The 20,551-nt window shown below is 53.0% G+C and carries 19 protein-coding genes; 10 read left to right on the top strand and 9 right to left on the bottom strand.

The window, feature by feature from the left end:
- Nucleotides 1-35: 35 nt before the first annotated feature.
- A complete protein-coding gene (locus AArcSt2_RS07135) occupies nt 36-2,081 on the bottom strand; it encodes a prolyl oligopeptidase family serine peptidase (protein WP_250583554.1) in 2,046 nt (681 codons plus the stop codon).
- An 85-nt stretch (nt 2,082-2,166) separates the two neighbouring features.
- Between AArcSt2_RS07135 and AArcSt2_RS07140 the strand changes: the two genes are divergently transcribed.
- From AArcSt2_RS07140 to AArcSt2_RS07150, 3 genes are all read left to right on the top strand, one after another.
- Complete coding sequence (locus tag AArcSt2_RS07140; RefSeq protein ID WP_174652187.1) at nt 2,167-2,898, top strand: DUF1405 domain-containing protein; 732 nt, start codon at nt 2,167-2,169, stop codon at nt 2,896-2,898.
- 41 nt (nt 2,899-2,939) lie between these two features.
- Nucleotides 2,940-3,998: an enolase-like domain-containing protein gene (locus tag AArcSt2_RS07145; protein ID WP_174652188.1), complete on the top strand. Its 1,059-nt coding sequence runs from the start codon at nt 2,940-2,942 to the stop codon at nt 3,996-3,998.
- Between the two features lie 170 nt (nt 3,999-4,168).
- The gene (locus tag AArcSt2_RS07150) at nt 4,169-5,662 is read left to right on the top strand and encodes a hypothetical protein (protein WP_250583555.1); all 1,494 of its coding nucleotides are present in this window, start codon (nt 4,169-4,171) and stop codon (nt 5,660-5,662) included.
- Between the two features lie 26 nt (nt 5,663-5,688).
- Here AArcSt2_RS07150 and infB read toward each other — a convergent pair whose 3' ends face one another.
- On the bottom strand, nt 5,689-7,479 hold the full coding sequence (gene infB / locus AArcSt2_RS07155) for a translation initiation factor IF-2 (RefSeq protein WP_174652190.1): 1,791 nt from the start codon (nt 7,477-7,479) through the stop codon (nt 5,689-5,691).
- 110 nt (nt 7,480-7,589) lie between these two features.
- Nucleotides 7,590-9,422, bottom strand: a complete 1,833-nt coding sequence (locus AArcSt2_RS07160; protein WP_250583795.1) for a cation:proton antiporter domain-containing protein — start codon at nt 9,420-9,422, stop codon at nt 7,590-7,592.
- A gap of 195 nt (nt 9,423-9,617) precedes the next feature.
- On the opposite strand from AArcSt2_RS07160, the gene AArcSt2_RS07165 reads away from it, so the two are divergent.
- Nucleotides 9,618-9,863 (top strand): PRC-barrel domain-containing protein, encoded by a 246-nt coding sequence (locus AArcSt2_RS07165; protein ID WP_174652191.1) that lies wholly within the window; start codon nt 9,618-9,620, stop codon nt 9,861-9,863.
- A complete protein-coding gene (locus tag AArcSt2_RS07170; RefSeq protein WP_174652192.1) occupies nt 9,864-10,322 on the top strand; it encodes an NOB1 family endonuclease in 459 nt (152 codons plus the stop codon).
- 9 nt (nt 10,323-10,331) lie between these two features.
- Here AArcSt2_RS07170 and AArcSt2_RS07175 read toward each other — a convergent pair whose 3' ends face one another.
- Nucleotides 10,332-11,072: a CPBP family intramembrane glutamic endopeptidase gene (locus AArcSt2_RS07175; protein WP_250583556.1), complete on the bottom strand. Its 741-nt coding sequence runs from the start codon at nt 11,070-11,072 to the stop codon at nt 10,332-10,334.
- A 53-nt stretch (nt 11,073-11,125) separates the two neighbouring features.
- On the bottom strand, nt 11,126-12,418 hold the full coding sequence (locus AArcSt2_RS07180) for a glucose-6-phosphate isomerase (RefSeq protein WP_174652194.1): 1,293 nt from the start codon (nt 12,416-12,418) through the stop codon (nt 11,126-11,128).
- 113 nt (nt 12,419-12,531) lie between these two features.
- On the opposite strand from AArcSt2_RS07180, the gene AArcSt2_RS07185 reads away from it, so the two are divergent.
- From AArcSt2_RS07185 to AArcSt2_RS07200, 4 genes are all read left to right on the top strand, one after another.
- Nucleotides 12,532-13,044 (top strand): DUF8056 family protein, encoded by a 513-nt coding sequence (locus AArcSt2_RS07185; RefSeq protein WP_174652195.1) that lies wholly within the window; start codon nt 12,532-12,534, stop codon nt 13,042-13,044.
- Between the two features lie 55 nt (nt 13,045-13,099).
- The gene (locus AArcSt2_RS07190; protein ID WP_174652196.1) at nt 13,100-13,579 is read left to right on the top strand and encodes a DUF5812 family protein; all 480 of its coding nucleotides are present in this window, start codon (nt 13,100-13,102) and stop codon (nt 13,577-13,579) included.
- Nucleotides 13,580-13,702: 123 nt separating this feature from the next.
- The gene (gene secF / locus AArcSt2_RS07195; protein ID WP_250583557.1) at nt 13,703-14,572 is read left to right on the top strand and encodes a protein translocase subunit SecF; all 870 of its coding nucleotides are present in this window, start codon (nt 13,703-13,705) and stop codon (nt 14,570-14,572) included.
- The gene (locus AArcSt2_RS07200) at nt 14,573-16,126 is read left to right on the top strand and encodes a preprotein translocase subunit SecD (protein ID WP_250583558.1); all 1,554 of its coding nucleotides are present in this window, start codon (nt 14,573-14,575) and stop codon (nt 16,124-16,126) included. It abuts the gene before it with no gap.
- A 25-nt stretch (nt 16,127-16,151) separates the two neighbouring features.
- Here the strand turns inward: AArcSt2_RS07200 and AArcSt2_RS07205 are convergent, their stop codons facing one another.
- From AArcSt2_RS07205 to AArcSt2_RS07215, 3 genes are read right to left on the bottom strand one after another with little or no spacing between them, the layout of a single operon-like run.
- Nucleotides 16,152-16,517 carry a DUF5658 family protein gene (locus tag AArcSt2_RS07205; RefSeq protein ID WP_174652199.1) on the bottom strand — a complete coding sequence of 122 codons (366 nt, stop codon included), beginning with the start codon at nt 16,515-16,517 and terminating at the stop codon, nt 16,152-16,154.
- A 48-nt stretch (nt 16,518-16,565) separates the two neighbouring features.
- Entirely contained in the window at nt 16,566-17,216 is a 651-nt protein-coding gene (gene rnhB / locus AArcSt2_RS07210) for a ribonuclease HII (RefSeq protein WP_250583797.1), read from the bottom strand.
- A gap of 20 nt (nt 17,217-17,236) precedes the next feature.
- Entirely contained in the window at nt 17,237-18,523 is a 1,287-nt protein-coding gene (locus AArcSt2_RS07215; RefSeq protein WP_250583559.1) for a tRNA pseudouridine(54/55) synthase Pus10, read from the bottom strand.
- Between the two features lie 199 nt (nt 18,524-18,722).
- Here AArcSt2_RS07215 and AArcSt2_RS07220 point away from each other — a divergent pair, with 199 nt between their 5' ends.
- A complete protein-coding gene (locus tag AArcSt2_RS07220) occupies nt 18,723-19,742 on the top strand; it encodes a DMT family transporter (protein ID WP_250583560.1) in 1,020 nt (339 codons plus the stop codon).
- Between the two features lie 12 nt (nt 19,743-19,754).
- Here the strand turns inward: AArcSt2_RS07220 and AArcSt2_RS07225 are convergent, their stop codons facing one another.
- Entirely contained in the window at nt 19,755-20,078 is a 324-nt protein-coding gene (locus AArcSt2_RS07225) for a hypothetical protein (protein WP_250583561.1), read from the bottom strand.
- Nucleotides 20,079-20,551: the final 473 nt, after the last annotated feature.

Raw genomic sequence — 20,551 nt, forward strand, 5'->3', positions numbered from 1 at the left:
GGGATTAAATCGTTACCCGGATCGCTACCGGACCACTATTGGTCAACACCGATCGCATTAAAGAGGAATGCCCACTGTTCGGCCTGCTCGTCAACGATCATCGATCGTGATTTACCAGTTCCGTGTCCGGTGTCGGTTCGAACCCGGAGCAGAATCGGCGCATCACCAGTTGTCTGTGCTTGAAGCCGCGCGGCCATCTTTCGTGCGTGGAATGGGTGGACACGCGTGTCGCCTTCTGCGGTCGTGATGAGCGTTGCTGGATATGCGACGTTCTCTACGTTATGATATGGAGAGTATGCACGAAGGTACTCGAATGCCTCCGAATCGTCTGGATTGCCGTACTCAACTGTCCACGATGCCCCAAGCAAGAACGTATAGAATCGGAGCATATCAAGCAGGGGTACTTGACATAGCACTGCCCCGAACAGCTCCGGTCGTTGTGTCATCGCAGCACCGACCAACAGCCCTCCATTGGAGCCGCCTGCGATCGCAAGCCGATCGGGGCTCGTGTACTCTCGATCGATCAGCCCCTCTGCAACGGCAATGAAATCATCAAAGACGCGTTGTTTGTGCTCGCGGCGGCCCGCCTCATGCCACGGCTCGCCGTACTCGCTACCACCGCGAAGCGTTGCAAGCACGTACACCCCACCTGCTTCAAAAAATGGAAGCGAAAAGCGATTGAATGTGGGCGTTCGGTTGACGCGAAAGCCACCGTATCCGGTCAGCAGTGTGGGGTTACTACCATCGCAATCGATCGATTCGGCGTGAACAACAAAGGCAGGAATGTCAGTCCCATCTGCAGACGTAAACCACGCTTGGCTTACTGTGAGATCGACATCTACTGAGATCGCGGTTTCTGCGATGATCCGATCGGAGTCGTCATCGAGAGTACGGAAGTGGACGGTCGTTGGTCGGTCAAAGCTCTGTACTGTATAGGAGATTTCGTCCGCCTCATCATCGGCCAACACACCACCCACCGAACAGATTGTCGGGAGGTCGATCGTTGAATCCTCAGTGCCATCCTTTTCGTGAATAGAGAGGATAGAACAGGCATCCTCGTGGTAGTGTGCAATGAGCTTTGTTTCAGTTGGTGTTACACCACGAAGGACCCCCTCGGACTCCGGGAGCACCTCAGTGAGTGTCGCTGGGTCGACGGTCGTGGAAAGAGCATGGGCAACCGGCACTGAGAGGAGCCGCGATCGAGGCGCATCGTAATCAGTCAGCAGATAGAGCGTCTCGCCGTCAAGAATAGGCATGAAACTCTGCTCGATCTCGGTTATGATCGGTGTCAGCTCAAGCGGGTCGCTCGTCGGATCGGATGCACGGAGTGAATGAACCTCTGTGCTGTCCCACCCCTCCGAAAGCGTGACCACAAGCGTGTCGCCATCTGTACTCACTCCCGGCCAGGTTGTTTCGCCCACGTCGTCTATGACGGTTCGGTCGGTTGTGCGGTCCGTGCCAAGTGCGTGGTACTGTACTGCTTTTTGAAGCTGGCCGTCGCTTTCGTTGTCGTCATCGGCAGTGCCTGTGGTAACGTAGTAGAAGCCATCGTTCGCCCACGCTAAACTGTGTGTTCGGCCAGTCTCTTCGAGGACGTCGATCTCCTCGCCGGATGCAACATCGATAACGTGGACATCGTAGTTCTCAGTGCCACCAGGGCTGACACCATAGGCGAGCCGATCGCCACCATCATCCGGTACGTACCAATCAACGGAGTCAGTAGCGTCACCCTTCCATTCGTTCGGGTTAACGAGCACTCGTGGTTCTGCATCGGGACTGTCTCGAACCGCAATCACCGACTGTTCCATATCCGCATGGCGGAATCGTTGGAAGTATCGGCCATTAACGGGGTTGAGTGGGCCATACTCGTCGATCGATGCGAGCGTCTCGAATCGGTCTTCAAGCGTCGATCGGCTGTCGAGAGCAAGGAGCCGATCGGTGTACTCGTTCTGTGCATCCGTCCAGTCCGCAACGGCATCATCCTCATCTGGACGTGCTTCGAGCCATCGATATGGGTCAGTGATCTCCGTTCCGTGGAGCAGCTCTGTAACCGGCCGACGTTCCGTCTGTGGAGGTTCCATACACTCTCTGCTCAGCGCGAGTACATCAACATCAGGGAACCGGTACGATCGCCATTGCTATGCAGAGTCACGATAACTGACTGGTATGACTCGTGTCCTCGGAAGTACACAGGAGGTGCCCCCACGTGATGCTCTCCCGTGGTGGATCGCACCGGTTCCAAAAGCGATCGAAGACCTCGGGCTTCGGCTCGTATGGCTCATTGTTGCGATCAACATTGGTGGAACCGCGTTCGGATTCTGGTACTATCGATTCCAGTTCACTGAAACGCCAATGAGCATGTGGATTTTTGTCCCCGATAGCCCGATGGCGACGCTGTTTATTGCGATCGCCTTCGGACTCTGGGCTGTTGGTCGATCAAACGACTATGTGACTGCGCTTGCATTCTTTGGCAATATTAAACTTGGGCTATGGACGCCATGGGTGCTTGCAGCCTTTTTTGAGGCGTTCTTCGGGCTCAATGGCCCGCTTATGTACGGCTTTCTCTTTGTGAGTCATCTCGCAATGGTCGTACAAGCGTTTGTGCTCCACCGAATCACTGATTTCCCGGTCAAAGCCGTCGCAGTCGCACTTGCATGGTACACGATCGACCTGACTGTGGACTACTTTATTCCGATCGTTGGACAGCCTGCAGCAGCGGATTTCCTCGCGGTACAACCACACCACACCCGGATTCCGGTCCTGTATGACACGATCATTATCGGTGGTGCAAATGCGTTTCAAATCGCAGCGTGGGGAGCGGTGATACTGACAATTGTGCCGCTCTTTTTTGCACTCGCAACGCGGGTACAAAAGCTCGAATCCCGACAGTCGCAGTAACAGTCACTTTTGTTTAAATAATTCCCGGCAGTATATGTTCTATGGCGACCTACGACTCCCTTGCAGACCTCCCGCTCTCTCTCGAATCGATCGACCGAAAAACACAATCAGCCGATACAACAAGCGATTTTGTTCGCTGGACGACGACATTCGAATTCAGCGGCGCTGGTGTCACCGGTCGTGGTGAAGACGTAACGTATGATACACCAGATCATGAAGCGCTTGCGGATGCACCCGATACCGTATTCGATGAGTTGCATGGCGAGTGGACGATCGACACATTCTCCGCTGCAGTTTCCGAACTGAATCTGTTTCCAACGAAAGAGCCGGAACGAAGCGGCTCGGTGAACTACAGACAGTGGGCTCTTGAGAGTGCAGCCCTCGATCTAGCACTTGAACAGGCAGATACGAATCTGGGTAGCGTGGTTGCAAAGCCATACAATCCCGTTCGTTTTGTTGCGAGTACGCGGCTTGGATCGCCGCCAACAACCGATCGGCTCACTGATCTCCGGGAGGCAGTGCCGGAGACTGAATTTAAGCTTGATCCGACAGATGAGTGGGACGACGCGATAATCGACGAGATACAGGCGATCGGTGGCATCAGAATCTTCGATCTCAAAGGCTGGTACAAGGGAACCGAGGTCGATCAAGAGCCCGACCCGGTGTTGTATCAACAGCTTGTAGAACAGTTCCCGAACACGATCATCGAAGATGCTGCATTCACTCCCGAGACGACAGCACTCCTTGAATCGTATGCGAGCCAACTCTCGTTTGACTATCCGATCAACAGCGTCGATGATATCAAATCGATGCCGATCGAGCCGGAGTGGATAAACATCAAACCGTCTCGATTTGGTTCGCTACAGTCGCTGTTTGCGACGATCGACTACTGCAACGAAAATGACATCGAAATGTATGGTGGTGGGCAGTTCGAGCTTGGTGTTGGGCGCGATCACATCCAGACGCTTGCCTCACTGTGGTATCCAGATACGCCAAACGATGTGGCCCCAAGCGTCTACAACGATCCGGATTCCGAGACGGAGCTCCCAGCGAGCCCGATCGTACCGACTGCTGAACCGATCGGCTTCTCAATTCAATAGTATCAAGCTATTGTTGATTACTGGTGATTACTAAGAGCTTAAACTCGCTCTCGGAGCGGCCTCAGTAGCTATACACAACAAAATAAACATTTTTGATAGCCGCAATAAAAATGTGAATTGTCAGACATATAGGAAAGCTTATCATTACACCTCGCTTTTCATGTTCGATAATGAATCCACAGAGACCGGGCGGTGGCGAACAAGGCATGCTACATGGCAACATCAGTCGTCGCCATCTCCTTACAGCAACCGGTCTCATCGCTCTTGGAAGCATGAGCGGCTGTCTCGGCCGTGCTGCATCTGTTGCAACGAATACGGGTGCATCCCCTGCAGCGATGTTCGGGGGCGTTCGAGACGATCGCCTGACCGCGGCGACACCCAACGACACCCTGCTATTTCTACCAACTGTGCGTGTCGAAGAACAGTTTGTCTCAGGAGAGGTTGAGCTTGAAGCATGGATGACGAACACATCTTTTACGGCCAAAGCTAACGACTACAACTCGGTTCGCTCAAACAAACGAAGAAGCAGCATTAGCGAAGAGTTAATTGAGGAGGATGATGCCGACTCGGATGACGACTCGCAAACGCATCTCCGTCGATCAATTGAACGGTTACAATCGCTAACCGGTGCGAGCGATGACGAGATACGGGCAATGTACGAGTATCTCGAAGAAGAGCCGGTGATAAGCGAGCGAACGGTTATTACACTTCCAGATGCGCGGGTACCGCGCGGTGGGCCAACACTCGAAGAGTTGATTACCCCAGATCGAATTATCCAGTTCGTCACTGGCCGAATCGATGACGAGGGGAAAGTATACTCGTGGGGGCGAAGTCCAGCCTCAATGGCTTTCGAAGACGACGCGGACTATGACGATGCGTCTTGTGAACAGAACGCTTCTCGAGGAGGGCTCTCGAGTGCAGATCAGGTGTACTGTTGGGGATCTACCTCCAGCACGGCGATATCAAGTCCGATTCACACATATGGCAGCCTCGAAGTGATTCAAACGAACGCCGGAGTCGGTATAATAAACACACCACCAGTAGCAACCGACGAGAAGTCAAAGATTGGCGTCACACCCGATGGAGAACAGATTGATGGTAATCGTTTAGATGAGTGGGGCCGAGAGTATGGGTCCGCATCATCCACATCCGCTTTTGTCTGTCAGGTACTCGTCCAACCGGAAGGATGCCCATGCCCGTTCCCAGCATTGCTACATGTCCAACGACACAAAAACAACGATCAATACGTCTACTCGTGTGGATGGGTAATCGATGATTCGTGTCTGTATGAGAACTCGACAACCGTCTTAACCGCTACTCGTGGGCGGGGTGGGGGTGCAGGAAAAGCGGTGTTCGTTGACATTTCACTCTCAGATGGAAGAGATATTACCGGCGACACAATCAAGCGCTTGTTACCAGACGATGTGTTGCCCATTGGGTCACAGCTGTTCTCTGGGGCGCTACGTGATGCAGAAGAAATAGGGGTGCTTCCAGATAGTGAGTTTGCAGAAACTGTTGCTCAAACAGCCTCAGTTCGTGATACCGATATTCACTGTGTAGCCACACCGTTCGATGGTTCATATTTACATCTCGTGGATGACGGGAATACAGCGAACACTGTAAAATTCAAAGCGGGGGCCGAGCTATCGAAGAGCGTCAATTAAGTAGAATGAGGGTTCTTAATCTGATTTTATTTACCCCAGAATGGGTCACGGCTGCGTTGTTTGCTGAGATAGCCCGAAAGCGCCTCCAACTCATCCGCTGGAATCTCGTCTCGAAGCTCTTGTTCAAGAATTTTTGCGTGTTTTTCAGGAAGTTCGATCCACAGTTCGTCACCTTCGTCGATCTGGCGGCCAACAGTTGGGCCGTCGATCGCAACGCTCACACGCGTTCCTGCACGAGCCTGCGAGACGTCGTCTCCCTGCTCTTGGATTCCTGAAAGCTCACCAACACGCTGTGGCTCGTTGTTTTCGAATTTGACGACGCGCATGTTGTTTTTCATCGTCCCGGACATCACCTCGACACCAACCACCGCTGGGTTGGACTGTCTGAAAACGTGATCTTCGAGCACTCGGAATCGTGCCGGGCGAACGATTTTGTCCAAGATTGTCTCCTGTTGGGCGCGCTTGAGTTCCTCAACAAAGCCTTCATACTCCTCAATCAGCTGGTAGATGACATCATCGTTGAACAGCCGAACATCCGAGTTCTCGAGTTCTCGCTCAGCGTTCGAGAGCACGTCCACATTGAATCCAAGAATGACTTTCTCCTCCGGCTGGTTTGCGGTTCCTGCGACTGCAACATCTCGTGGGGCAATGTCTCCGACCTCGGCACGCAGAATTGGGACTTCTGCCTCTTTTAGTGCGTTTGCCATCGCTTCGAGACTACCAAGTGTGTCTGCTTTGACAACAACACCGTTGTCTTCGGTCTCGACCTCAATCTCTGCGAGCTCGCTTTCGACCGCTTCGATAACATCCGCAAGCGGTTGGTCGCGCACAACTCGAACTGGGGCACCCGCGATCGCATCATCGAGATCCGGTGCGGCGATCTTCACACCGGCTGCCGCGCCAACCTCTTCGACACGATCGAATCGCTTCTCAACACGGATCTCTGCGTTTGGACGCGGCTGCAAGAGTGCACGGATTTCGGTGACGATCGGCTCGTCTTTTCCACCGACAACGATCGTATCTCCCTCACGGATAATCCCATCGTAGACAACAACATCGAGCGTCGAGCCAAACCCTCGCTCCTCTTTGACCTCGAGGACAGTCCCTTTCCCTGGACCGCCAACATCGATTTCCATCTCCTCTTTCATGAACCGCTGGGACAGCCCCATCAACACAGCAAGGAGATCGGGAACACCCTCACCCGTGAGCGCTGAAACTGGAATTACACCAATATTTCGCTGGAAATTTTGAACCCGCCAGTAGAGGTCGGCCGAGAAACCAGCATCAGAGAGCTCACCAATAATTCGGTAGAGGTTCTCATCAAGTCGCTTTCGAGCGTTATCGCTTTGCCCATCATAGCTCGGCTTGATTGGCGAGTCCGGGTTCGGATTCCACCCGGGCGTTGTATCGGCTTTGTTTGCTGCAACGACAAATGGCGTTCCAGTCCGTCTGAGAATGTCAATTGCTTCCTCAGTTTGTGGCTGGAAGCCATCGTTGACATCGACAACAAGAATGGCGATGTCTGCGAGCGCGCCACCACGCGATCGGAGCGTCGAAAACGAGTGGTGTCCCGGTGTATCAATGAAGAGCAATCCAGGCAGGTCGAAGTCCTCGACCTTGACGAGATCGCCGGCCATCTCGGAGACAGTTTCAAGCGGTACGGCAGTGGCACCGATATGTTGGGTAATCGCGCCGGCTTCGCCCTCGCTCACGGCAGAGCCTCGAATCTTATCTAAGAGACTCGTTTTCCCGTGATCGACGTGGCCAAGGACCGCAACGATCGGTGTACGAAGTGATGAAGATGAATTGTCGGACATGGAACACACCCCAAAGAAGTCTTTGCTGTGTGAAAATCGGCCATTCGAGTTAAGTGTTTCAACTCACCGGTTGTATGCATACGTATACCGAGGCAAAAATCTCGTCTGGGTTACTCGTGGGGATGGAATCGCCGAACGGCTTTATTGACAGATTCTGACTGCCCAAGGAACGTGATTCGATCGCCGGATTGGATCACTTCATCTGCCGTTGGAACATGTGTTTCACCATTTCGTCCGATGACAGCAACAATACAGCCATCAGGGATCTCTGCATTTAGCTCTCTAATGCTCTGGCCAACAAGGTCATCAGCGGTAACGGTGACCTCTTGGACATCGTGGCCGTCACCAAGCTCGTTCATCCAGTGTGAAATTGCAGGCCGTTCAATTTCGTTGTCGATCGACCATGCCGTCGCAAGCGAGGCGTCGATCGCCCGCACATCTAATGCATCAAACGCATCTACATTATCAGGATCATTCACTCGAGCAAACACAGATGCGATATTGAATTTTGTCTTTGCGAGCTGTGAAATCAGCAGGTTTGTATTATCATCACCGGTGACTGCAACAACGATCTTTGCGTTCTCGATCCGAGCATCTTTGAGAACGGACACATCGGTTCCATCACCCTCGATCGCATGGAAGCCATCCGCTTGTAACTGTTCGACAACAGGGGGGTTTGTATCAACGACAACGACATTTTCGCCTCGGTTCTCCAGTCGTGTGGCAAGTGCCCGGCCGACCCGGCCACCACCGATAAGTATTGTAGGCATTGGAATCACATCAAGCCACTCTGCAATCTGTCTTGCAAGTCCAGCTTGAAGAACAACAGTTACAAAAATCAATAAAAAGATCGTCCCGACCAGTGTCTGTGCCTCTGCAAACTGGCCTGCGGCCTGAAGTTCGATCGCAAACAGCGTCGCGACGCTTGCAGGGATAATCCCACGTGGGCCGACGACGCTCAAAAAGTACACTTCATTCCGACTGAACTGTGGGTCCCGTGTTGAGAGAAAGACTGCGATCGGTCGAATAAGCAATGTCACCGAAACGACGACCGCAAGCCCGGCAATCCCTAAATCAACCAACGCATCAAAATCAACCAAGGCAGCCAGCGAAATGAACACGAATGAGAGAACGATAAGTGTCAGATCTCGAGCAAAGCTGTCGATCGATTCTTCATGTTTGAGCCCACTGTTTCCAAGTACAAATCCACAGGCTGCAGCAGCAGCAACGCCGGTCTCAGGGAGGACACCTTCAGAAAGCCCGTATGAAAGAAGCGCACCCGCGAGGACGACAAAGCGAGCAATCTGCGGGGCATCGTTTGCAGGCATCTTGAGCCAACCAAGGAGTGATCGGACCGCAATTGCGATCCCCATGCCGATTGAGATCCCAACTGCAAGCCGGAGTAGCAGTCCGCCAGGAATACCCATGATATTTGACTCTAAGACAAGGAACTCAAAGAGGACGATCGCAAGTACCGCAGCGGTAACATCGTTGATGATTCCCTCTGCCTCCATTGCAGTTTGAACGTGTTCACGAACCCGAACCACATCCAAGATTGGTGTAATGACTGTCGGGCCGGTTGCAATCAATAATGCACCAATGACAAATGCAATCCCCCACGAGGTGTCGAGAAAGAACCGGACGGTGAGAGCAGTTCCAATAAGCATCCCTGCGGCACCGATCGTTGACAGCCCAATAACGGTGTTTTTTGTTCGAGCAAGTTTTTTCCGACGAAGTTGGAACGCACCATCGAAGACAATAATTGCGACACTCAATCCAACGATCGTTGACAGCCCATCGCCGAAGGTGTCGACCGTGATGAGTCCAACACCGAGTGGACCCAATGCGACACCGATGATAATCAAAAATAGGACACTGGGGACCTGTACCCGTTTCGCGAATACTTGTGCACCAATCCCAAGTGCAAAAATGAGGGTAACGATCGGCAGTAATGATGCTTCCACGGTAATACCAATTGTATATTAATTATCAGAGAAGATAAATATACGGCCAGCAGGTATCTCGGCACCAGTTGGGGTTTCAAACGTACGTAACGATTACTGTGAGTACACGAGAAAGATTGTCGCTGCGTCAGACGGTCCATGGTGTTTATATAATTTCAACCGAATACGCCCAATATGGTCGACATACTCGCAGAAAACCTCTCGGGGAAGTCTGTCATGGGGGCAGACGGCACTGAGCTTGGTGATTTGTACAATATTACGATGGACCTGAAAACCGGCGCGCTCGACAATCTCCTCGTCTCACCAAACGAGGGGATCATTCCAACGAATCACGGATTCTCCACAGACGAGACAGGACGGATCCAGATTCCGGTCCAGTCAGTACAGGCAGTGAAAGATTATATTGTTGTTGCTCGTTAAATGCATATTCTCGATTCGTCCGCGTTTATTCACGAGTATCACACCAACGAGCCAACGGCTTCGATCCCGCTTGTTCGAGATGAGCTTGAAGGCGAACATGCCTTCCGGTTTGATGCAGATGAGGGTGCTGGAATGCACATACACATCCCTGCGGAGGGCACTGTGGAAAAAATCGGCCGGGCGGCAGCCGAAACAGGTGATGCAGACGTCCTTTCTGACACAGATACACGGCTGTTAGCCGCAGCATTTGAACTCGATGGAACGCTCGTCACTGATGACTATGCAATGCAGAACGTTGCAGAGCATCTTGGCATCGCTGTCGAAGTGATCGCCCAGGATGGAATCGCCGAAGAGCGCGCATGGATTTTCCAATGTGCGGGCTGTGGCCGAGAGTACGATGAAAAACACGAGCGCTGTCCAATCTGTGGCAGCGAGCTTACTCGAAAGAATCCAAACTGAACTGACGGCTTAGGCGACACCGATCGCCGACAGATACTGTAGCCCAAATATCACAGCGTTGTGTACCCCGTGGACGAGTGCGGGGACAACAACATTTTGCGTACGTTCATAGAGGTAGCCGAGGACAACACCAAGGAGCGTTATCAAGGCGATCGTCGCCCACTGCTGGCCAGTATCACCAACAATTGCGGGAAGGTGAATAACGCCGAAAATAACCGTTGCCAGTAAAATTGCTGGCCACGCGCCCCATGTTTCACGAAGCCGAGTTTGGACCACACCTCGGAATAAGAGTTCCTCTGCCGGTCCAACAAGCAGGATCGAAATAACGATCATTGCAAGAAAGTAGTCAGGATTCCCGAGTCCAGCGGTAACTGCTCTGTTCGCACCGGTTGAGATACCGATCGTATCTAATACCACCGTGAGCCCGATCTGTGCACCAAGCAGGCCGATCGTCCCTGCAATAACAATACCCCACTGGCGAGCCGTTGGTACGCCGAGTTTGAGTGTCTCCCAGCGATCGGTCGTTCGGAGATACCAGAACACAACAATACCAAACGCAAGGAACTGTACAACAGTCCCAAGCAGCTGCGAACCGGTGCTTTCCGCATCAAATATGCCTGCATCGACTGCGGTTCCTTGGATTGCGATAACTGCGATGCTCGCAAAAAAGAGCGCACCGAGGACGATTAAAATCCCCTCAATGAGTGTCTGCGCTCGTGTTACCGTCTGGGACCCATCGGATTCCGCCATTCGCCCGGTAGTATGTGCTGTGGCGTGTTAGCGGCTCCGATCTTTCTCGTCTCTCACTCAATCAACAACTCACGCTTGTCTGCAACTGCCGCTGCCTCCTCGAACTCACCGCCACCGAGCAGTCCGCGGGCCGCACGTTTACCCCACTCAACAGCAGGCTGTGTGAACGTAGACACGTTTGCGAGTTCGCCGTACATGATACAGGCGGCCTCCATGCCGTAGAGCAGCTCACCAATGCCACGCTCGTCCACCCGATCGATCTCGATTCGGATATTCGGCCGACCGGCTGCCGCAAGGCTTGCTTCGGTGGCCTCGAACTCCGCAGCAAGCAGCTCACCGAGCGAGGAACCACCAAGATACGAAAGCCCATCCAAGTCAGTCTCTGGAATCTGTCGATCGCGTCGGTTACGTGGGCGGACCAATGTGACAACTTTGTCTCGCGGTCCTGCACGGTAGAGTTGGAGTTGGGAATGTTGGTCCGTTGCACCGAGTGCCCGAGCTGGTGTCTGTCCAACGCCATCTTTGCCAAGACTCTCTGCCCATAGTTGTGCAAACCACTCCGCGAAGTACTCAAGGTCCTCACTGTACGGCATCAGTGCGTTCGTGAGTGCACCACGTTCAGCGAGTGCATAGGTTGCAGCACCATATGCATACGCAGGTGAGTCATACAGCGATCCGGAGAGCTTGTCGGCCTCGCTTGCTGCCCCCTCGACAATTGCATCCAGATCGTAGCCTTGGAGTGCTGCAACAGCCAGACCAACGGTCGAGAGCGCAGAGAATCGCCCAGGAACGCCATCAGGGACACGAAGGACGGGGAGGTCGTGCGCATCTGCAAGGTCTCTGAGATTTCCTTCATCACCGGTCGTGACAACCGTCCGATCGCTCCACTCTACATCGGCATCAGCCATTGCCTCCTGCACGACGAGGAAGTTTGCAAGCGTCTCAGCAGTGGTTCCAGAGCGCGAGACAACATTTACAACCGTGTCTTCAAGATCGATCGTTTCGAGGAGTGCATTGATTGCCTCCGGATCGACGTTATCCAGATAGTACGTGTCTGCATGATCCGGTGTTGAAAGCGCTGCGTCGATCGTTGCGGCACCAAGTGCGCTGCCACCGATCCCAACGGTAATAATTGACTCGGGATCGTCAAACCGATCAACGGCAGTTTTGATCTCGTCTGTATCAACGGTCTCTGGAAGATTGAGCGCTGCATAGCCGTGTTCTTCGTTTTCCATCCCTGTTTGGATACGATCGTGTGCAGTGGCGACCCGACTGTCAAGTCGGTCAAGAATATCCGGCGTAACACCTGGTGTAGTCTCAAGAATGTTACCGAGGTCGACGTACATACATAACGTGGCGTGTCGTGGTCGTAAAATGGTTTAGCCTTCCTATCAGTGTGCCTAACACCACCCAACGGAATCCCGTGGCCATTAAACGAGTTGCATACATAGAGCAGACAATGGCAGACGGCTACCGTGGTCTCATTGGCGCAGTTCCGTACGCGTTCCGGCGGAGTAGCTCACGGCTTTTCAAACTGTATGTTGTTATCGGAACGCTAGCGGCGGTTGGCATTGCCGTGGTTGTCCTGTCAGGGCTTGTTGTGCTTCTTGGTGAGACCGCAGAATCACCTGGAGGGGCGCTCACGCTCTCTCGATCGCTCTACGTGCTGATCGGCCTGTTTTTGGCAGGACCACTTCTCGCACCAACACTGTATGTTGCGCGGCGACATCGACGCTCTATCGAGGTGTCCGATCGATATGATAGCATGCTCGCAGTCACTGGATTCGTCTTTTTATTCTCGCTCTATGTTGGGCTGGTTATCACCGTTCAGCCGGTGCAACAAGAGGTTGTGACCGGTGTGCATGCGCCGATCATCGGGTTTCTCTATGCACTCCCACAAGTGGCAGGGGTTGTCCCACCAACGATCGCAGGGATTGTAATTTATATCGCACACAAAACACTCTCAACATAAGGTGCGGTTCTTCCGCTCCGAAACGCCCAAACATTTTGCTGCCCAAACGCTGTCAATGACTGCAGAGGAATCAAAAAAAGAGAGCACGTTTCTTGTAACCCATGCAGATGCAGATTCTGCCGTGCTCAAAGACGTCCATGACGGACAGGTACACACGCTCTCAACAAACCCGGGTATTGCTGTCGATGATGCCGTCGAAGGGGTTGTTGCGCCAGATCCACCGCTTGAGGTCTCATGGCAGCTTGTGGACGTACAAGAACGCCGATCGCTCTCGATTGCCGAAAGCGAGGAACCACCGACACAACAAGAACGCGAGCTTGCAGCTGAGCAAGCTGTTGGCGAATTAGCGCGAGAACCGCGTGCAGGGATTGGCGAGCTACATGTGTTGACCGTCCCTGAAGAGACAACTGACGAGGCCGTTGCAGATGTAGTGGACGATCGAGAAGGAACGCTCTCTCGTGCAGCTCGAATCGGTGTCAATCGTGTTGAAGTTCGATCGGAGCCTGGCGTTGTGAGTATCCGATATCTACCGTGATCTAACAGGTGTGTAGCTTCGGACGTGTATTCTCTAATGTAGCGTCACAATAGCGATGAAAAGTGGGCGGTTTCTGCCGAATACATGAGAAGGCTTATTCAACGCCCACAACCACCGAACTGTATGGTTGAGTTTGAGGTACCGGAGATTGATTATACCGACTACAGCAACCGGCAACTTGCGGCGGTGCCGCTTGCCGTGCTTGCAGTTGCCCTTCTTATTATTGGTGGTTGGTATGTCGCAACCGGGTATCCGGTGAATCCGGGATTGGAGTTCATCGGCGGAACAGAGCTACGAATTGACGTCGAGGACGGCGATGCGCGCGCACAGATCGATGAAGCATTTGCAGCAGAGCCAGACTCGGTGAGACAGGTTGCAAGCGATGGCTCATACATTATTACGTTCCGGGCAGGTGATGCTTCAACGAGCGAGTTGGAATCCCAAGCGAATGATGCAGGGTTTGAAGTCCGGGCGATCGATTCGGTTTCACCGAGCTTCGGCTCCGATACGCAGTTCCTCGCACTTGGTGGGCTGTTAGTTGCGTTCACTGGAATGAGCGTGCTTGTATTTGCCATGTTCCGAACGTTTGTCCCATCCGTTGCGGTCGTTGCATCGGCATTCTCTGACGTGATGGTCCCGCTTGCAATGATGAATCTGCTTGGGATTGAACTGACGCTCGGAACCGTTGCTGCGTTACTGATGTTGATTGGTTACAGTGTGGACTCCGATATCTTGTTGAACAATAGCATTCTCAGGCGAACAGGTGACTTCTATGAGTCAACAAACTGGGCGATGCGGACCGGTGTCACGATGACCGTGACGTCGATCGCAGCGATGACGGTGATGACGATCGCAGCATGGATCTTTGGGATTGGTCTCCTAACGGCGATCGGGATCATTCTCGTTATTGGCTTGCTGACTGATCTGATGAACACATATCTGCTGAATGTCAGCCTGCTTCGCTGGTATAAATACGAAGGGGTGAAACGATAGATGTTCGAGAAAATCAAGGAAAACTACCGTGTGACGCTGCTCATCATCATTTGTTTACTGGCAGCGTTTGCACTGTTCTCTCCAACGATGGCGCCAGAGGCTGGTGTCGGGGGTGAAGATGCGGATGCACGACAAGGAGTGACTAACCTCCAGTATGGGCTTGATCTTGCTGGTGGAACCCGAATCCAAGCGCCATTAATCGGGATGACTGCAGATTCGGTTGATTTTGGTGGTGATAGTGAGGCAGACGTTCCGTCGAACGTCGCAGACGAACTGGAGGGCATAGAGGAGACCGATGTCCTTGCAAGACAGGAGTTTGAAGACGAGCCAGGGACAGTTGAGGTTGTCAATGAGAATGTGACAGAAGAGGAGTTCGCAGCTGCAATGGATGCTGCTGGATACGAGTACGGTGACATAAGCACAGGCGTTACCCAACAAACTCGGAAAGAGGCAATCAGCGTTCTTGAAGGCAAAGTCAACGAGGCAGGGCTCTCAGGGAGTACCGTCCGTGAGGCCGGCGAGTTCTTCATCATGGTTGAAGTCCCTGGTGAAGGTCGGCAAGATGTGATTGACCTCATTCAAGAGCGAGGGTCAGTGCGAATTGATATTTATTATCAGGATGATGACGGCGAGTACGTCACTGAAACCGCTGCACTGACACAGGATGATTTCCAGACGATCGGAACTGCCCAACAAGATGACCAAAGCGGCCCGCACGTTCCAGTGACGGTGCGTAGTTCGGTGGCACCGGAGTTCGAGCAACTGCTTGTTGATACTGGTGTTGCACAAGCGGGTGGCTCTACCTGTCGATATGAGGAGAGTCCAGAGAACACCGACCCATGTCTCCTGCTTGTTGTTGATGACAATGTGGTCAACTCATTCGGAATGAACCCTGGACTTGCAGACAGCATGCGATCGGGCGAGTGGTCACAGAGTCCAAACTTCATCCTCACCACCGGTGACTTCGAAGATGCACAGCGTGTTGCGGTAAACCTCCGCGCAGGTGCACTTCCAGCACCGCTTAATATTGAAGCAGGAACAACCTCGTTCATTTCGCCAACACAGGGTGAAGAGTTCCGAACGAACTCTCTGATTGTTGGAATCGTGGCCGTGTTTGGTGTCGCGGGATTCGTCTTCTTACGCTACCGTGAGCCAAAAGTTGCTGCCCCGATGGTTGTAACAGCGCTTTCCGAGGTGTTTATTCTCCTCGGATTTGCTGCTGCACTTGGCTATCCGCTGGATCTTGCAGTCATTGCAGGATTCATTGCGGTGATCGGTACCGGCGTGGACGATCTGATTATTATCGCTGATGGGGTGATGGCCGAAGGCGATGTGCATAGCCGGAAGGTGTTCGACTCACGCTTCCGGAAGGCCTTCTGGGTCATTGGTGCGGCTGCCGCAACAACAATCATTGCGATGTCACCGCTTGCGATCCTTTCGCTCGGTGATCTTCGTGGATTCGCGATCTTTACCATCCTCGGTGTGCTTGTTGGTGTGCTTGTCACCCGTCCAGCGTACGGTGACATTCTTCGGTACCTGCTTACCGATAAGTAACGCTGCGGTCTGCAATACCCCTATTTTACACGGTGAATAACAGCCAGAGATTGGAGGCTGTTAAAAATACTCCAACGAGCGTCAGTACGATCGGTGGGAAATAGTACAGAAACCGATCGTGGTCGCGCGAGCCCAACAGACTCACCCAAATGAGAATCATGAATGCAGCGAGTTTGATCGCAACGAGTCCTTCGATACCATACGCACTCATGGCCCATCGAACAAGCGGATTTGCTTCACGAAGTTCGGAAACAAAGTCAACGAGTGCAATCGTCGTAACGATGTCACCGACGCCGTACGTCGAAGTTGCTGCAATCCACAGCGAATAAAACTCTCGCTGACGCGATCGATGAAACGGAGGGTCTACCGGAGTGGAATCAACACTCGTCACAGACGTATGAGTACGACATCAATATATAAGAGACAATGGGAGGTTGATTCAGTCAAAATCACTCAACCCTGACTGTGAGGCGGCCGCCAACAAGTCATCACACGTCGCCCACGATCGGCGCGCACATGCTGGTACATCACCGTGGGTAGCAATGTATGTCTCAAGGAATGATCGCGTATTTGGATCACTCGGGTAGCCGCTTCCAAGATCACCAAAGTCAGCATACTCCGCTTTGAGCGTCTCAATTCGACGATCGCGTTCAACCTTGGCAACAATCGACGCTGCAGCAACGAGTGGATACGTCTCATCAGCACGATGTTCAGAGACAACAGTCACTGGCGTTGAAACCCCATCAACAATTCGATTCCCAAACCGTTCTGCAGATACATCTCCCGCATCAACAACGACCTCATCAGCTTCGTTGACGACTGCGTTGATCGCCCGCACCTGCCCACGTACAGTGAGTGAGTTCATATCCGTCTCTGGATCGTCGATCTCTTCGACCGTAATGATACCAAGACCAATCTCGATCGATGGATCGGCAACAAGCGTCTGTGCGATCGATTCGCGTTTCGTTGGGGTGACCTGTTTTGAGTCGTTGATACCGGAGGGGAGTGCGGTTTCATCTGCACGAACGCACGCAGCGACCATCGGTCCAATAACTGGTCCTTTCCCAGCCTCATCAACGCCACATCGAATCTTCGCTGGCATATGTGTGACTACTCCCCAATGAAGAACTCTTCGCGTTCAAATGGCTCCGCTACGCCCTCGACACCGGTAACATCGAGTGCAGTGACAACTGCTGAGACATCGAGCAATCCAGCAAGGCTTGGTTCGGTTCGCCCATCATCACCGGAGATGAGTTCTTTGATGTAGAGTCCACCTTCACCGTGAATTTCAACAATCGCATGCCGATCGTCGACATGTTCTGCAGTTGCAGTCAGTACCTCTCGGACACGGGTGAGTGCTGCACGACGATGGTCAACCCGCTGCGGCGTGTACTGTTCGATCGTCGCCCCATCAAGCGTCTCAATAGCCGATTGGAGTGCATCCGCAGAGATATCATCACCAAACTCAACCTCCGCTCGGTATGTCTTTGAGGCGTCCAACTCTTTCACCCGTTCGACCATATCGTAGCGAGCCAGTCGGAGCCCTTCAACCTCGACTGCACCGTCTGCAAAGGCGTTAATATCACCTTCTAGCTGGTCAACATCGATCATCCGTCGCCGTGGTTCCATCACTTCAACAACGAATGGGCGGCCAGTTCCAAGCATGAGTGCATCAACATCCTCTCTGCCTGCACCGTGGAACGTCGCTTCCGTTCCATCCATGACATCCTCAACGATCGGTGCAGTGTAGCTCTCAACGCTGTCGTCATAGAGGTAGCCAGAACCACCGCAGTGGTCGCAGGACTGTCGTCCGTTTCGTCCGCTCGCATGACACTCTCTACATGGCCAATCAGTCTGTGGGATATCTCGTTCGAGTTTCCGATAGCGTCCATAGACAAATGCGGAGTTGATGTTCGTGTCAATCCGATCAACCGCAAGTTCGATCGTGAACTGGACATCCGGCCGGGTGAAATCAACGTCGGTCCCGGTCAGTGCGCCAATACGTTTCCCAACTTCACGGTTGAATGCGGATTTGAATAGCTCGCCTGCATCCGGATCGAGCCCAGCATCTTCGCGGAGGAGCACATCGTTTTCTTCAATGAGCGGTGGTGTTCGAGTGCCGACTTGGTACGTTCCAAACTCAATGTCTGCAACCGCTGTTGCTGCTCTTTCAGCCCATTCATCATAGGTGTCACAGTGGCCCTCACAAACCCAACACTCCGCCGGGGAAACTGGTTCATACGGCTCATCGTCATCCAGCGCGACGGCTGTTCGAAGCCCTTGTCCTCGGTGTTCGTTTGTCAACCCAAAGCTTCGATCGGCAAAAACCCGACCGAGACAGCCATCGCACACAGGACCCGCATCAATAACAGCCTGTGCGTCCGCGAGAATACCCATACCGACACATCCAAGCGAACGAATAACTGTCTTGCCCTTCTGCGGAGCAAGATCTGTGGTATGGTACCATACTGAAATATATCGATTATTCGAGCTTTACTGCCAAATGAGTCGTGTGGGTTGCTAGCAGAACTCCGAGAATACTTTTGTTTAAGCCCCTCATACGTGTTTTCCACGACAGACACACGATACATAGATAATGTTTATAAATCTGATACAATATAGAAATACGATCCTGTTTGCACTGCTTTCAGTTCTGTGGGGAACTTCATTTGTAGCCATCTCTGTTGGGCTTGAAGCGCTTCCACCGCTGTTGTTTGCGGCACTCCGGTACGACATCGCTGGCGTCCTCTTATTAGCGTATGCCGCGATCGCAGCAGATCAGTGGCGACCGCACGGGAAAGATGAGTGGCTTCTCGTCTCCGTTGGAGGTATCCTTGTGATCGGCGTCCACTTTGCATTCTTATTCATTGGACAGACCTACGTGACGAGTGGAATTGCAGCGATCGTTCTGAGCACGGCACCAATCCTGACACCGCTTTTTGCATGGGTGTTGCTCCCTGATGAGCGCGTTGGGATCTCCGGTGCGATCGGCATTCTGCTTGGACTCGTTGGCGTTGCACTCATCGCCTCACCGGATCCAAGCGCGGTTGACGGAACCGCCGTCGGTGTCCTCTTGCTTGTGCTCTCTGCGGCGAGTTTTGCATTTGGAGCTGTTCTTGTCAAGCGGCTCCCTGCTCGGATGGAGCTTATTCCATCACAGGCGTGGATGATGCTCATTGGCGCTTTTAGCCTGCATATTGGAAGCCCGCTCCGTGGCGAGGCTGGGATCTCCACGGTTGTTTGGAACATTGAGACCGTCATCTCGCTTCTGTACTTGGCAATCGTCGCCGGTGCGATCGGCTTTGTGATCTACTTTGATCTGCTTGAAGAGATCGGTGCGATTGAGATCAGCCTCGTGAACTATATTGTCCCGGTGGTTGCAGCAGTTTTCGGCTGGCTGATGTTATCCGAATCGATCACCGGACAGACCGTTTCCGGATTTGCAGTCATCTTCGTTGGGTTTGTTTTATTGAAGTGGGATACCGTCTCCTCGCAGATTATTCACATCCAAGCGCGCCTCAGCCGTGGGCATAGCGTTGAAAACGAGTATGTTGATATCTCGGCGATACAGTCCGAAAACCAAACGCAGCGTCGAAGCTATCCCGCAGACGACTAATTTTGAGTCGGGCTAGCGATCGGGAAGGCTATCTTGCTGTTGGATCCGAACCTGTTGTGGTGAGACACCAAATCCAGATGCAAGCCGCGCTGCAACAGCATCGCTCGTCGAATCCTCGATCTCGTCAATATCGTCGGTCAACAGCTCTGCATGTGCCTCAACCGTCAGATCGTTTAACCCTGGTTGGAGACCACAGAGCGTGAGCGATCGGACTGAGACGCCAGCGATTCGCTCGAGCTGTCGTCGAACGCCAGCTTCGAGATCGCCAGGTGCATGGCGCGAGATCGTCACGGTCAGGTCGGCTTGTACCGTCAGTTTGCAGATTGTGACTGACATAACGCTTCCATCGTGAGTCGAACACGTCGAGAGCAACGGCGACCGTGGCCAGTTGGCCCGCCGTCTCGCCCCCAGGCAGCGCCTGTGGAAGCGGATCGGTCGGTTCAGTTTCAGTTTCGGGTCACGGCTCAACGTGTCGCTGCGCAGGAAGAAGGATAGACGGTCGCACCATCCCATGCGGCATCGAACCGCGTCCCGCGCAGTGAACAAGTTATGTTATGCCGCGAGGGGAGTGAAGCGACCAGTAACACCAGCTGCCGCCCCATATGGAGCCGCAAGTGGTGTTACACGTACAATGACCATCCACGCCCCTTTGATCGCAGCCGCCACACTGTGAGGATTCACAGCGGACCGATTGCGAGAGGGTGTGGTGATCATTGTGGTGTGAGTGCGTTGGTGAACAACGCCGTACCTGAGCTATCTGGTGGATTTATCATAAACGTTTTCCAACCATGACACACGGTGACACTATA

The sequence above is a fragment of the Natronocalculus amylovorans genome, assembly GCF_023638035.1.
Lineage (GTDB): Archaea > Halobacteriota > Halobacteria > Halobacteriales > Haloferacaceae > Natronocalculus > Natronocalculus amylovorans.